Below are 12,961 nucleotides of genomic sequence, written 5' to 3'. Positions count from 1 at the left end.
CCCGGTCCAGTTAGGGCTCCAAGCCCGCGCAACGCGCCGTGTTTCGAATGTGCGTTTCCATTTCTAACCGAGCGCCTGCGGGATCATTTAAGCGCAAAGCCGCGACGATGCGGCGATGCTCTGCGATTGATTCACTCATGCGAGCGGGATCGGTGATCGGAATTGCTTGACGCTGGGTGGCAGTTAGTTGCTCGCGCACAGTTTGATAGAGCGCACGCAGCATCGTATTGCTACAAGCGGACGCGATGATGGCATGGAATTCCAAGTCAGCTTCGACGTTGGCCAACAGATCCTGCTGCGCCCAGCCTTGCTCCATCTGCTGGGTCATTTTTTCCATCTGATCCAATTGATTTGCCATAAGCCGCCCTGCTGCAAGACTAGCCATCTGCCCTTCCAACATGATCCGGGTCTGGAACACGTCGAAAACCGAATAGCTGTCGGAGTAGCGCCAGGGGCCCATGTGATTGGAAGCGGACGGAGCACCACCGGAAACGAACGTTCCCCGTCCCGCCTCGGTCTTCAGCAAGCCGAGGGTTTCGAGGGTCAGCAAAGCCTCCCGTAGAGAGGCACGACTGATACCAAATTTTTGCGAGAACTCACGCTGCGAGGGAATTTTCTCCCCCGGCTTGAGGCTGCCGCTCTGAATCATGCTTTGGATTTCGCGGGCGACGGATTGTGGCAGCAGAGTCTTGTTCAGCATCGTATGTTTTCCATACCCCTGCGACACCGCCCGTGCCTGATCTTAAGGGGCTAATCTCGCAACAAGTCTATTTTATCGGCACCATCTCTTGCAATTACCAAACGGGCGTGCTTCTTTGGTCCTACTGGTCTGACCAGTTAGACCAACCGTAACCGTTTCATCGCCAAAAAATCAAGGGGAACCTCATGAAAGCGATTACACTCTTAAGTTCAACGACCACCTCCGCCCTGCTTGCTGCGGTAATCTTTTCCACTTCCGCTATCGCCGCCGACCTCACCGTCGGCGCCAACATTGGCAACGTTCCGTGGGAATTCCAAAATGCGTCAGGCGAAACGGTTGGCTTCGAGGTTGACCTCATAGCCGAGGTCGGCAAGCGGCTGGGCAAGTCGGTCGAGTTCGTTAATGTTCCGTTCAACGGCCTGTTTTCGGCCGTCCAGTCCGGCCGCATCAATATGGCGATATCGTCAATCACCATCACCGACAAACGGCTGGAGTCCGTCACGTTCGCACAGCCCTACTACGACAGCGATCAGTCCTTGACGGTGTCGGCAGCCAGCGGGATTGCCGGGCTTTCGGGCATGGAAGGCAAGGTCGTGGGCGTCGACACTGGCTCGACGGGCGACATGTGGGCAACCAACAACGGTGGGCAATACAAGTTTGGCGAAATCCGCAAGTTTGAAGGCCTGTCGCCTGCGATGCTCGACCTCGTTGCCGGTCGCGTGGATGGTTACATCAGCGATATCCCGGCACTGCTCTACTACGTCAAGGATAAGCCGGAGCTCAAGGTGGTCGAGCGTATCCCTACCGGTGAAAAGTATTCGGTCATGTTCAATAAGGGCGACCCGCTGGCCAAGGAGGTCAACGAGGTGATCTCGACGCTGAAGAAGGAAGGTTTCGTCGCCAAGCTGCATGAGACCTGGTTCGGCGCCAAGGCTGAGGACACCACCTCGACTGTCATGGTGATGGACATGCCGGTCGCCAAGTAAGCCACGCCTCCTCGTGACGGCGGCACGCTGGTGTCGCCGCCAACTCCACAGCGACAGCCGGTGGCTCCATGAATCTCGTCAACACCTTCTTCAATATTCCCATCCTGATCGACACATTCCCGCTTCTGCTATCGGGATTGCTCGTCACACTGGAGATTGGCGTCACCAGCATCGTTGCCGGTCTCGCCGGCGGACTGTTCCTCGCTCTTGTCAGGCTCTATGGGCCGGGCCCGGTGCCATTCCTTTCCAAGATCTACATCGACATCTTCCGCTCGATCCCGCTCCTAGTGCTGTTGATCATCGTCTATTACGCCCTGCCCTTTGTCGGCATCCGGTTCTCGCCCTTCGTCTCTGCGGTCGTTGCGCTCACACTTGTCTCTGCCGCATACACCGCGGAGATTTTCCGCGCGGGCATCGAGGCCATCCCGCATGGGCAGTTCGAAGCTTCGCAAGCGCTGGGACTCTCAGGTCGCCACATGATGGTCGACGTAATCCTGCCCCAGGCGATCAAGATCGTCATTCCGCCATTGACGAACAATTGCATCAACGTCCTGAAGGATACGGCCCTAGCCTCCGTCGTCGCCATGCCCGATCTCCTTAAGCAGGCGACCCAGGCGCAGGCGCTGGCTGCCAACCCCACGCCTCTAATCGGCGCTGCGCTGATCTATGTCGCCTTGCTCTGGCCGCTGGTCGCCGTCGTCGCGCGGTTGGAAAAAGGTTTCGGCAAGGACAAACGCTCATGACCCCCCTCATCAAGATCAGCAACCTGAAAAAAGCCTATGGCGCCTTCACTGTCCTGCACGGCATCGATCTCGAAATATCGGAAGGCGAAGTTGTCTGCGTAATCGGTCCATCCGGGTCCGGAAAATCAACGCTGATACGCTGCGTCAACCGCCTGGAGGCTTTTTCCGACGAGAGCAGCATCGTCGTAGACGGCATTACCGTCGGTCCTGGCAAGGCGCTGGTGAAGGTGCGCGCCGAAGTCGGCATGGTTTTTCAGTCATTCAATCTCTTTCCACATCTGACCGTGCTGAAGAACGTTATGCTGGCGCCGATGCGGGTGCGCGGTGCGAAGCCGGCGGAAGCCGAACGCAAGGCCCGAGACCTGCTAGCCCGGGTCGGCATCGCCGCACAGGCCGAAAAGTATCCGGGCAAGCTTTCCGGCGGCCAACAGCAGCGCGTCGCAATCGCCCGCGCTTTGGCGATGGAACCCAAGGTCATGCTTTTTGATGAGCCGACCTCCGCACTTGATCCGGAAATGGTCGGTGAGGTGCTGGACGTAATGAAGACGCTTGCTGGCACCGGCGTGACCATGGTCGTCGTCACACACGAAATGGGCTTTGCCCGCCAGGTGGCCGATCGAGTGATCTTCATGGACGGCGGCCGCATCGTCGAGCAGGGCACACCCTCCGAAATCTTCGACAATCCCAGAGAAGACCGGACGCGCAGCTTCCTCCGCTCGGTTCTCGATCACTGAAAACAAAATTGGGTCTGGAGGACCATATGCCAAACCAAAATACATCCGCAAAAGGCGCGCTCGACCTCGATTTCGTCCGCAGCCAGTTTCCCGGCCTGTCCCATGGCTGGACATTTTTCGACAATGCTGGCGGGTCGCAGATTCTGAAGCGGGCGGTCGAACGGATCAATACCTTCCTCTACGACAATAATGTCCAGATCGGCGGAAGCTACGAGGTTTCGCAGGCAGCCGCAAAGGCACTCTACGAGGCACGAACTGCGGCCATGCATCTCGTAAACGCGTCACGGCCGGAAGAAATCGTTTTTGGCAACTCGACGACAGCACTCCTGCAGAACCTCGCCCGCGCGATGATGAGCCAACTTGCTCCGGGCGACGAGATTATCATCACTATCGCCGATCATGAATCGAACATCGGACCGTGGGACAGGCTGCGTGACGCAGGCATCATCATCAAGACGTGGCCGCTCAACAAGGACACCTACACGCTAGACCTTCTCGATCTTGAGCCGCTTATGTCGGCCCGCACCAAGCTCGTGTGCGTCACCCACGTGTCCAATATTCTCGGTTCGATCAATCCGGTGCGCGAGATCGCCGATTTCGTTCATGCACGGGGCGCGCGCATCTGTGTCGATGCCGTCGCCTATGCGCCGCATCGCGCGGTCGACGTTCAGGCCTTCGATGTCGACTACTACGTCTTCAGCCTCTACAAGACCTATGGTCCCCACTATGCGCTAATGTACGGCAAGTACGACCACCTCCTGGAACTGGATACGCTCTATCACTATTTCTACGGCAAGGACAAAGTGCCGGGCAAACTGGAACCCGGCAATCCGAACTACGAGCTTGCCTATGCAACCTGCGGCATTGTTGACTACCTTACCGAAATCGGCGAAATGGCTGGCGAAACCGGCTCTGCCCGCGAGAAGATCGTTGCGGCTTATGGTGCGATCACGGCGCAGGAAAACGAACTTGTCGATCGACTGCTGACCTATCTGCGTGGCCGCAACGACTGCCGCATTGTCGGCCATAGCGCCAACCGTGACGGCACCCGTATACCGACGGTCAGCTTTGTCTTCGACGGCAGGGATTCTGCGGAAATCTGCAAGGCGATGGACGCCCACCGGATCGCAATCCGGTTTGGCGACTTTCATTCGCGGCGCCTTGCGGAGTATCTCGATCTCACTGAGAACAATGGCATGGTCCGGGTCTCAATGGTCCACTACAACACGATCGAAGAAATCGACAGGATGACGAAGGCGCTGGATATGATCCTCGCATCGTCCGCCAACTCCGCGACTGCCGCCTGAGAACCGGAAGAGCCCAACATGTCCTTCGATACGATCATCCGGAACGGTACCGTCGTTACCGCCAGCGATACCTTCCGATGCGATGTCGGCATTCGCAATGGCCGCATCACCGCAATGGCCGAGAACCTTCATGTTGCGGACGAGATCATCGATGCCAGCGGCCTCTATGTGATGCCTGGTGGTATCGACAGCCATGTGCACCTGGCGCAGCCATCCGGCGACGGGATCGTCATGGCCGACGATTTCGCGAGCGGCACGCTCGCGGCAGCCTTTGGCGGGAATACGACGATCATGCCGTTCTGCCTACAGGAAAAAGGATCGACGCTGCGGGAGGCGCTCAAGGCGTATCACGCAAAAGCGGAGGGCGAGTGTTTCGTCGATGTCAGCTTCCACATCATCGTGACTGACCCGACGGGCCATGTACTCGGGCAGGAACTGCCAGCCCTGGTGGCGGATGGATACACGTCGATCAAGGTTTTCATGACCTATGAAAACCTGCGTCTGCGTGACGACGAAATCCTGGCGACGCTCGAGAGCGCCAGGACATCTGGAGCCATGGTGATGGTTCATTGCGAAAATGAGGATGCAATACGTTTTTTGATTGGTCGCCACGAAGCAAATGGCGAGCTTGCTCCGAAGTTTCATGCCACAAGCCGCCCGATTGCCGCCGAGCGGGAAGCCACGCACCGGGCGCTTTCACTAGCCGAGATCGTGGATACACCGATCGTCATCGTCCACGTATCGAACCGGGAGGCAATGGAAGAAATCCAGCGAGCGAGGGCACGCGGCAGCAAGGTGGCGGGTGAAACCTGCCCGCAATATCTTATGCTCACAGCCGGCGACCTCGACGCCACGGAATTGGAAGGCGCGAAATTCGTCTGCTCTCCACCGCCACGCGACGCGGAAAGCCAGATTGCCTGCTGGGAGGGACTGCAGAACGGGACGTTCGACCTGTTCTCGTCCGACCATTGCCCCTTTCGCTATGACGATGACGCGGGCAAGCTTAATGAAAAGGGCAAGCGAAGCTTCCGATGGATACCGAACGGAATTCCAGGCGTCGAAACGCGGTTACCGATCCTGTTTTCGGAAGGCGTCGGCAAGGGTCGCATTGACCTCAACCGATTCGTCGCGCTGTCCTCCACCAACCATGCCAAGCTTTACGGCCTCTATCCGCGCAAGGGCACGATCGCCATTGGGTCGGATGCTGACATCGCGCTCTGGGATCCGAACAAAACAGTCATCATCAGCAATGATATCCTGCATCATGGAGCCGACTACACGCCGTATGAAGGGCTTGAGGTGACAGGCTGGCCGGTACGAATGATGCTGAGGGGCAAGACAGTGACCGATGGAGAGGCGTTGGTCGCCGCCAAGGGCTTGGGCACTTATCTAGCACGTGCAAGTTCGACATCTGTGTAGATGCGGCTCGACAGCGTCGATGGTCTACCCTGCGCTCGGCGCCACCATCACCTACGCTTTGCGGCCTCATCGATTTCGCGTGAAGTGCACGTGGGAGCTCCAGGTTCGACATCAAAGTTAGTGAGCACTGATATCGACAGTTCCCAACTTTCGCCGGTCGATGCAGCTTGGACCGCTGTCAGGGCTTAGAGCAGAGAGCTTCGCTGCAACGCTCTAGGGCTTCAGATGCTTAGATTGCTCACATCGCTAGAGATCAGCGCCTTGAGCACGCCTTGACGGGTGTGCTCGCTATGCTCGACCATCGCCGCCCTGGCTTTTTCGCTGTCTCTCAGGCGCAGCACCCTGACAATGTGCCTATGATCGTCATTCGTTTCAGGGTTCACATCCCGACTGCGAGCTCCCAAGTAGAATAGCCGCGCGCATTCGTCCAGAAGTGTCGATATCATCGCAACGAGCCTTGGATTGGTTGAGCCCCGTGCAATGGCCATGTGGAATTGCCCGTTTGTTTTGACGAAAGAATGGATAGTCGGTCCCTCTGAAGGCTCGTATCGTGCGTTTGCGAGCATATCGAGATGATCAAGATCGTCGGCGCCGAGATTGAGCGCAGCCATGGCGGCTGCGGTTCCCTCAGCCATAGCCCTGATGGCAAAGAGATCGTTGATATCTTTCACTGTAACAGGCGTGACCCGGTAACCGCGCCGTGGAAAGGCTTCGATCAGTCCCTCCGCCACCATTCTCCCCAGCGCTTCGCGCACCGGCGTCTTGCTCATCGCCAGTCGTTCAGCCAACTCGAGTTCGGAAAACTCTGCTCCTGGCCGAAGTCCACCCATGAGGATCTGTTCACGCACGGATGCGTAGGCCGTCTCTGTTAGAGACTGCTTGCGAGGTTTGCAGGTAGCGCCGTCAGCATTCGTCAATGTTACCTCCACATACGTTTCCCATGCGGCTTTTGGGCGGCGCATTTCTGCGGCGCCCCTTGATTTTCTGTTGTGGTCGAAGTTCGGCAAACAATCAATCGTATCGGCCTTTGACATGAGATATTTTGTAGTATATCACGTGGAATATCAAATGGCCGGAAATTTTTCGGCGGCTGGAGGCGACGTGGGTGACATTCTTGTAATCAATCCGAACAGCTCGACAGCGGTCACGCGGTCCATGGCGGCTTGTCTCGAGCCATTGTTGGATCAGCGCCACGCCATTCGCTGTGTCGAGCTTTCCAAGTCGCCGCCCGGCATCGAAACCGACGCCCATGTCGCGGAAGTCATTCCCCATCTCGTCGAAGCCGTGCGCGATGCGAAAGCTGACGCTATCGTCGTAAGCTGCTTTTCCGATCCGGGCATAGATGTGGTTCGTGCTGTAGGGCGGGTGCCCGTAACCGGTATTGCAGAGGCCGCTTACCTCGCCGCGCTCGGCCTTGGTGCCCGTTTCGGGATTGTTTCGCTCGGCCCATCATCGATCGCGAGACATCGACGCTATCTTGAAAAACTTAAACTGGATGCGCGCCTTGCCGGCGACCGTTCCATCGACATGACGATCGTCGAGCTCATCGCAACCAACGTCGTCGAGCGCGTTTCCTCGATTGCCGTGCAACTGCGCGACACGGATGGCGCCGACGTCATCATTCTCGGCTGTGCCGGTCTTGGCTCCTACCGCGCAGCGTTGCAGGACAGTCTCGGCCTGCCGGTGATCGATCCCGTCCAGGCTGGCGTTGCGCTTGCGTGCACCCATGCAGATCTTCGCTATGCCGCGAGGGCTCGATAATGCTGGACCTTATCGTGCGAGGCCACGTTGTTACGCCGGAAGGTGTCCTTGAGAACGGGTGGGTTGGCGTAAGCGATGGCCGCATCGATACTGTCGGCACTGGCAGGGCGCCAGACGCCTTGCAAACACATGACGCTGGCCAAAGCTACGTGATGCCCGGGGTGGTCGATGGGCAAACGCATGCAGGAAGTTATCTGGGCCTGCCGGGCATCGAGGCGACGACCCGTTCTGCAATTGCCGGCGGCGTTACGACGATCGTCGACATGCCATATGACAATCCGGAGCCGTTGAGCACCCCGGCGCATCTGGCCGCAAAGGTGGCGGCGATCAGTCGGTATGCACATACAGATGTCGCTCTTTACGCCACCATCATGCCAAGCCAGCCCATCGACGACATCAATACCCTTGCGGAAAGGGGGGTCGTCGCATTCAAGATATCCGCATTCGAAAGCAGCCCAACGCGTTTCCCGCGCATTGACGCAGCGCTCACCCTCGATCTGCTGGGTGCTCTTGCCAATACGGACTTGCCGGTTGGCCTTCACAACGAAGATCAGGAGATAGTGCGATCCCGGGTTGAGCGCGCGCGTGGTGCCGGTCAAGACGGTATAGGGGCTCATTCCCAAAGCAGGCCGCCCGCTGCAGAACTCGCATCGACAGCACATTTCCTTGAGCTTGCAGCCACGGTGGGCGCCCATGCCCATATCGTTCATATCAGCCTGCCGCGAGGGTTCCAGCTCGTCGAAAACTATCGCCATCATGGTTACCGGGCCACTGGCGAAACCTGCGTGCATTATTTCTGGTTTGACCCAGAGCGCGACGGCGCGGAACTGGGCGCGCGCATGAAGGTCAATCCGCCGATCCGGCCGGGAATGATTGATGCGTTATGGAGCGAGGTCCTGTCTGGCCGTGTCGCCTTTGTCAGCTCCGACCACTCAAGCTGGCCGATCGACAACAAGTTCGCAGACACGATCTTTGATGCCGGAGCAGGCGTGCCCGGAATGGAGACGCTCCTGCCAGCCTTCTACACGGTTGCCAAGGCGAAGGGTGTAGACGCAATCCGGTTGACGGTTGAGCAGCTCTGCGAGCGGCCGGCCCGCTTCTTCGGACTTTCACCGCGCAAGGGCGCGATCGTTACCGGCGCCGATGCAGACCTCACCATCTTTGAGGAGGCCGATGTCGTCTGGGATTCGGCAAATGCCGAGGATGGACTGCGTTGGAGCCCCTACGACGGCCGACGCTTCGCCGGCCGCGTTGCCGGAACCTATCTTGCCGGACGCCTTGCCTACGATGGCACGCGCGTCCTCAACCGGCCGGGCGACGGGCGCTATGCCGCGCGTGGTCCCATCAGCTGGTTCACGGGAGAAATGAACCAATGAGCACTGCACATACCGCCCGCCCCGATGGCGGACAGGTCGAGAAGGCCATTACCTTTCTTTACTACAAGGACCTGCCAAAGGCATTTGCCTTTTATACCGAGGTCATGGGCTTCCCGCTTGAGATCGATCAGGGCTGGTCGAAGATCTTGCGGATCGCCGAAAACGCGTATGTCGGGCTCGTGGATGAAACGCGCGGCATGCATCGCGCCCATCCGGTGAAGCCGGTGCAGCTGTGCATCCGCGTGCCCGCTGTTGACAGGTGGCACGCATATCTCGCCGGCCACCAGGCTTCGGGCCTGACGGACCCGCGCGACAGCATGTCGCTCGGTATTCGCGCCTTCGTCCTTGAAGATCCGGAGGGTTATCAGATCGAGGTCCAGTCCTTGCTTCTTTAGATCGCTCCGCACGCTTCTCATCACCAAACCAAAAAAGGGGAACACGATGATGAATCTACGCATGATAGCCACTAAAAGTACTCTATTCGCAGGCGCGCTCCTTCTAGCCTCCACCGCCTTGATGGGGCTTGCCGACGCAAAGTCACTCACGGTGGGGCTCACTTCCGACGCGGTGAACCTCGATCCTCAGGCGGGCGAGGAACTGTCGAGCAACATCCTTTTCTATCACATTTACGACCCGCTCGTGCGCCGCAACGCGGATCTCTCGTTCGGTCCGGGTCTTGCCGAAAGCTGGGAGCTCGCGGACGACACGACCTGGCTTTTCAAGCTTCGCAAGGGCGTGAAATTCCACAACGGCGAGGAATTCAAGGCTTCCGACGTCGTCTTCACCCTCGATCGGCTGAAAAAGTCACTGATGGCCAATCTCGGCGCCAACATCTCCTCGTTCAAGGCGATTGATGACTACACGGTCGAGATCAAGACACCCCGGCCCTACGCAGTCTTACCGAACGACCTTGCCGCGGTGCTCATTCTTAATGAGAAGTACGTCAAGGAAGTCGGCGACGAGGCAGCTGACCTGAAGCCGATCGGCACGGGACCCTACAAGCTTGTTGAATGGGTCAAGGAAGATCACATCACGCTGGAGTCCAACAAGGACTACTATGCCGGCCCCGCCAAGCTCGACACCGTCACCTTCCGTCCGATTACCAACGGCGCAACCCGCACTGCCGCGCTCCTGACGGGCGAAGTCGATGTCATCCAGGATCTCAACGTACGCGACGTCGACCGGGTAAAGGCCGATGATCGCTACAAGGTTCTTGCCCAGCCGAGCCTGCTCAATGTCGTTTTGTCTATCGATCAGCGCGAAAAGAGCCCAACCATCGACCTCGACAAGAATCCGATGGCCGATCGTCGCGTTCGCGAAGCCATGGTTCGCGCGATCGATGCGCGCGCCATAAACAAGGTCATCATGAACGGGCTTTCCACCCCGTCGAAGCAGTATGTTCCGGCTTCCCATACCGGTTATCTGGACGGAGCTAGCTTTCGCGACATGTATCCGTTCGATGTGGAAAGGGCGACGGCCCTGATGGCGGAAGCCGGTTATGCAGACGGCTTCACCGTAACCCTCGATGCCACCAATAACCGCTACGTCAATGATCAGCAGATCGTACAGGCCCTGGCCAGTATGCTCGGCAAGATCAAGATCAATCTGAAGCTCAACCTGATGCCGAAATCGAATTTCTTCGGTTACATCCGGGTTCCGAGCGACAAGTCGAGCCTCATCATGAGCGGCTGGGACGTGCCATCGGGCGACGGCGGCTCGATGTACAGCGTCATGTTCTACACGCGCGGCAAGAAAGAAGGTTATGGCCAGGTCAACCGTGGCAGCTACTCCAATCCGGAAGTAGATTCCCTTATCGACAAGGCAGACGCTACCGCCAAGCTTGATGAGCGCGACAATTATCTGCAGGACGTGACCAAGATCCTGATGGCGGATATTCCAATGATACCGATCCACTACGAACAGGATCTTTACGCAGCCAAGACCAACGTCGACATCACCCCGCGGGCCGACAAATTTCTGTGGGCCTACGATATCGACGTGAAAGAATAGTCCGTAAATCCGCGAGGGTGCCGGTTGATCCGGCACCCGTTCTTCCAGTCACGAACCTGACGGATCCTCAACCTTGCTCGGTTATACAATTAAACGGCTCCTACAAATGGTGCTGGTCCTCTTTGTGGTGTCCGTCATCGTCTTTCTGATGATGAGCTTCACCGGGGATCCGGTGTTCATGGTCATTCCCATCGATTCCACCGACGCGGAGATCGAGCAGGCGCGCCGACTGCTGGGCCTCGATCAATCGCTCTTCAGTCAATACTGGATTTTCCTGACCAACCTGTTGCAGGGCGATTTCGGGCGATCTTATGTCTTTCGGCAACCGGCGATGGATCTCATCCTCGAACGGTTGCCAGCGACGATGGAGATGGTGCTCGTTGCCATGGGGATCGCCACCGTCATTGCCATTCCGCTCGGCGTTTACGCTGGCGCGAACCCGAACCGTACCGCTTCGCGTGGAATCATGGCCGCGTCGCTGTTCGGCATCTCGCTGCCGGGGTTCTGGGTGGGCATGATGCTGATATTCTTCTTCTCCGTTCGCTACCAGTTTTTGCCCTCTTCCGGACGCGGCGAAACGATCGAAGTGATGGGGCTGCGCCTGTCGATTTTTACGGCTGACGGCTGGTCGCACATAGTCCTGCCGGCAGTAACGTTGGCCCTCGCTACGCTCGCCATCATTCTACGCATTACCCGCGCCGGCATGATGGAAGTGATGCGGCAGGACTACATCAAGTTCGCCCGCGCGAAAGGCGCTTCGCGCCGACACATCCTTTTCGCCCACGGCCTGAAGAACGCCCTCATCCCAGTCGTCACAATCTTCGGCTTGCAACTCGGTGACCTCATAGCCTTTGCGACCATTACTGAGACGATCTTTGCCTGGCCCGGAACCGGGAAACTGCTGATCGATTCCATCTATCGCGGCGACCGGCCTGTTATCGTCGTCTACCTGATGCTGACCGCCTTCATCTTTGTCGTGATCAATTTCCTCGTCGATATCATCTACACGCTGATCGACCCTCGTATAACGGTCAAGTGAGGCCCCAGATGAACCGCCTGCTTTCCTCCGAGTTCGTCTACAACTACCGTCGCAACATCCCTGCCGTTGTTGGCAGCGCGCTTGTGCTCGTCTTCGCGCTCCTGGTCATCATTGGACCGTTTATCGTCTGGCAGGATCCCTATGACGTATCGCAGCTCGAACTGATGGACAGTTTCACGCCCCCTGTCTGGATAGAAGGCGGCGACCCGCGCTACTTGCTGGGCACAGATGGCCAAGGCCGCGACGTGCTGGCCTCGATCATCTACGGCGCGCGCATCTCGGCGTTTATCGGTCTCGCGGCGATGATCTGTTCATGTGTGATCGGCACGACCCTCGGCCTGATCTCTGGCTATTATGGCGGCATGTTGGATGCCGTCATCATGCGGGTTGCCGATATACAGCTCTCCTTTCCCTCGATGCTGATCGCACTGTTCCTGATGTCGGCATTCGGCAATGGCATCGGCATGATCCTGATTGCACTGACCGCAGTTGGCTGGGTTGTCTACGCACGCACCGTGCGCGGTTCGACACTGGGAGAAATCCAGAAGGAATATATCCAGGCGGCGCGTGTCGCTGGCCTGAGCGATGCCCAGATCATCAGACGCCATGTGCTGCCAAACATACTGACACCGCTTATCGTCGTCTCGACCATTCAGGTGGGCAGCTTCATTCTGATCGAAGCGTCGCTGAGCTTCCTTGGCGTCGGCGTGCCGATTACCGAGCCCTCGCTCGGCCTCCTGGTCAAGGAAGGTTTCGATGTTCTTTTCTCCGGGATCTGGTGGACCTCGGCCTTTCCAGGCCTCTTCATCATGTTCCTCGTCTTCGGCATCAACCTGTTCGGCGATTTTCTGCGCGACGAACTCAATCCGAGGCTCCGTTAAGCCAT

General features: G+C 58.0%; 13 protein-coding genes. 11 read left to right on the top strand and 2 right to left on the bottom strand.

Annotated features, from left to right (window positions below):
• Positions 1–10: 10 nt before the first annotated feature.
• Positions 11–700 carry a FadR/GntR family transcriptional regulator gene (locus P9A16_RS30905; RefSeq protein ID WP_024270033.1) on the bottom strand — a complete coding sequence of 230 codons (690 nt, stop codon included), beginning with the start codon at positions 698–700 and terminating at the stop codon, positions 11–13.
• A gap of 185 nt (positions 701–885) precedes the next feature.
• On the opposite strand from P9A16_RS30905, the gene P9A16_RS30900 reads away from it, so the two are divergent.
• From P9A16_RS30900 to hydA, 5 genes are all read left to right on the top strand, one after another.
• A complete protein-coding gene (locus P9A16_RS30900) occupies positions 886–1,686 on the top strand; it encodes an ABC transporter substrate-binding protein (RefSeq protein WP_024270034.1) in 801 nt (266 codons plus the stop codon).
• Between the two features lie 68 nt (positions 1,687–1,754).
• The gene (locus P9A16_RS30895) at positions 1,755–2,429 is read left to right on the top strand and encodes an amino acid ABC transporter permease (protein WP_024270035.1); all 675 of its coding nucleotides are present in this window, start codon (positions 1,755–1,757) and stop codon (positions 2,427–2,429) included.
• On the top strand, positions 2,426–3,163 hold the full coding sequence (locus P9A16_RS30890; protein WP_024270036.1) for an amino acid ABC transporter ATP-binding protein: 738 nt from the start codon (positions 2,426–2,428) through the stop codon (positions 3,161–3,163). The genes P9A16_RS30895 and P9A16_RS30890 overlap by 4 nt, the downstream gene beginning before the upstream one ends.
• 26 nt (positions 3,164–3,189) lie before the next feature.
• On the top strand, positions 3,190–4,470 hold the full coding sequence (locus P9A16_RS30885) for a cysteine desulfurase-like protein (protein WP_024270037.1): 1,281 nt from the start codon (positions 3,190–3,192) through the stop codon (positions 4,468–4,470).
• Positions 4,471–4,488: 18 nt separating this feature from the next.
• Positions 4,489–5,889 carry a dihydropyrimidinase gene (gene hydA, locus P9A16_RS30880; protein WP_024270038.1) on the top strand — a complete coding sequence of 467 codons (1,401 nt, stop codon included), beginning with the start codon at positions 4,489–4,491 and terminating at the stop codon, positions 5,887–5,889.
• 221 nt (positions 5,890–6,110) lie between these two features.
• Here hydA and P9A16_RS30875 read toward each other — a convergent pair whose 3' ends face one another.
• Entirely contained in the window at positions 6,111–6,923 is an 813-nt protein-coding gene (locus P9A16_RS30875) for a GntR family transcriptional regulator (protein ID WP_245290334.1), read from the bottom strand.
• 34 nt (positions 6,924–6,957) lie between these two features.
• Here P9A16_RS30875 and P9A16_RS30870 point away from each other — a divergent pair, with 34 nt between their 5' ends.
• The 6 genes from P9A16_RS30870 to P9A16_RS30845 all read left to right on the top strand — a co-directional run bounded on the left by P9A16_RS30870 (position 6,958) and on the right by P9A16_RS30845 (position 12,956).
• Complete coding sequence (locus P9A16_RS30870; protein WP_051758573.1) at positions 6,958–7,650, top strand: aspartate/glutamate racemase family protein; 693 nt, start codon at positions 6,958–6,960, stop codon at positions 7,648–7,650.
• Positions 7,650–9,026 (top strand): dihydroorotase, encoded by a 1,377-nt coding sequence (locus tag P9A16_RS30865; RefSeq protein WP_023516147.1) that lies wholly within the window; start codon positions 7,650–7,652, stop codon positions 9,024–9,026. Before P9A16_RS30870 ends, P9A16_RS30865 begins: the two co-directional genes overlap by 1 nt.
• Positions 9,023–9,421: a VOC family protein gene (locus tag P9A16_RS30860; protein WP_024270040.1), complete on the top strand. Its 399-nt coding sequence runs from the start codon at positions 9,023–9,025 to the stop codon at positions 9,419–9,421. The genes P9A16_RS30865 and P9A16_RS30860 overlap by 4 nt, the downstream gene beginning before the upstream one ends.
• Before the next feature lie 46 nt (positions 9,422–9,467).
• Positions 9,468–11,036 carry an ABC transporter substrate-binding protein gene (locus P9A16_RS30855; RefSeq protein WP_024270041.1) on the top strand — a complete coding sequence of 523 codons (1,569 nt, stop codon included), beginning with the start codon at positions 9,468–9,470 and terminating at the stop codon, positions 11,034–11,036.
• A 73-nt stretch (positions 11,037–11,109) separates the two neighbouring features.
• Complete coding sequence (locus P9A16_RS30850; protein WP_037405234.1) at positions 11,110–12,075, top strand: ABC transporter permease; 966 nt, start codon at positions 11,110–11,112, stop codon at positions 12,073–12,075.
• 8 nt (positions 12,076–12,083) lie between these two features.
• Positions 12,084–12,956: an ABC transporter permease gene (locus tag P9A16_RS30845; RefSeq protein WP_024270043.1), complete on the top strand. Its 873-nt coding sequence runs from the start codon at positions 12,084–12,086 to the stop codon at positions 12,954–12,956.
• Positions 12,957–12,961: the final 5 nt, after the last annotated feature.

It is taken from the genome of Shinella sp. 838 (assembly GCF_029623935.1).
Classification (GTDB): Bacteria; Pseudomonadota; Alphaproteobacteria; order Rhizobiales; family Rhizobiaceae; genus Shinella.
Note: the sequence above shows the minus strand (reverse complement) of the source record. Positions and strands in the feature narration are given on the sequence as shown.

Excerpts from the sequence above, each read along its gene's own strand:
- P9A16_RS30905 (WP_024270033.1), bottom strand. The coding sequence starts at position 700 with ATGCTGAACAAGACTCTGCTGCCACAATCCGTCGCCCGCGAAATCCAA.
- P9A16_RS30900 (WP_024270034.1), top strand. The coding sequence starts at position 886 with ATGAAAGCGATTACACTCTTAAGTTCAACGACCACCTCCGCCCTGCTT.
- P9A16_RS30895 (WP_024270035.1), top strand. The coding sequence starts at position 1,755 with ATGAATCTCGTCAACACCTTCTTCAATATTCCCATCCTGATCGACACA.
- P9A16_RS30890 (WP_024270036.1), top strand. The coding sequence starts at position 2,426 with ATGACCCCCCTCATCAAGATCAGCAACCTGAAAAAAGCCTATGGCGCC.
- P9A16_RS30885 (WP_024270037.1), top strand. The coding sequence starts at position 3,190 with ATGCCAAACCAAAATACATCCGCAAAAGGCGCGCTCGACCTCGATTTC.
- hydA (WP_024270038.1), top strand. The coding sequence starts at position 4,489 with ATGTCCTTCGATACGATCATCCGGAACGGTACCGTCGTTACCGCCAGC.
- P9A16_RS30875 (WP_245290334.1), bottom strand. The coding sequence starts at position 6,923 with ATGTCAAAGGCCGATACGATTGATTGTTTGCCGAACTTCGACCACAAC.
- P9A16_RS30870 (WP_051758573.1), top strand. The coding sequence starts at position 6,958 with ATGGCCGGAAATTTTTCGGCGGCTGGAGGCGACGTGGGTGACATTCTT.
- P9A16_RS30865 (WP_023516147.1), top strand. The coding sequence starts at position 7,650 with ATGCTGGACCTTATCGTGCGAGGCCACGTTGTTACGCCGGAAGGTGTC.
- P9A16_RS30860 (WP_024270040.1), top strand. The coding sequence starts at position 9,023 with ATGAGCACTGCACATACCGCCCGCCCCGATGGCGGACAGGTCGAGAAG.
- P9A16_RS30855 (WP_024270041.1), top strand. The coding sequence starts at position 9,468 with ATGATGAATCTACGCATGATAGCCACTAAAAGTACTCTATTCGCAGGC.
- P9A16_RS30845 (WP_024270043.1), top strand. The coding sequence starts at position 12,084 with ATGAACCGCCTGCTTTCCTCCGAGTTCGTCTACAACTACCGTCGCAAC.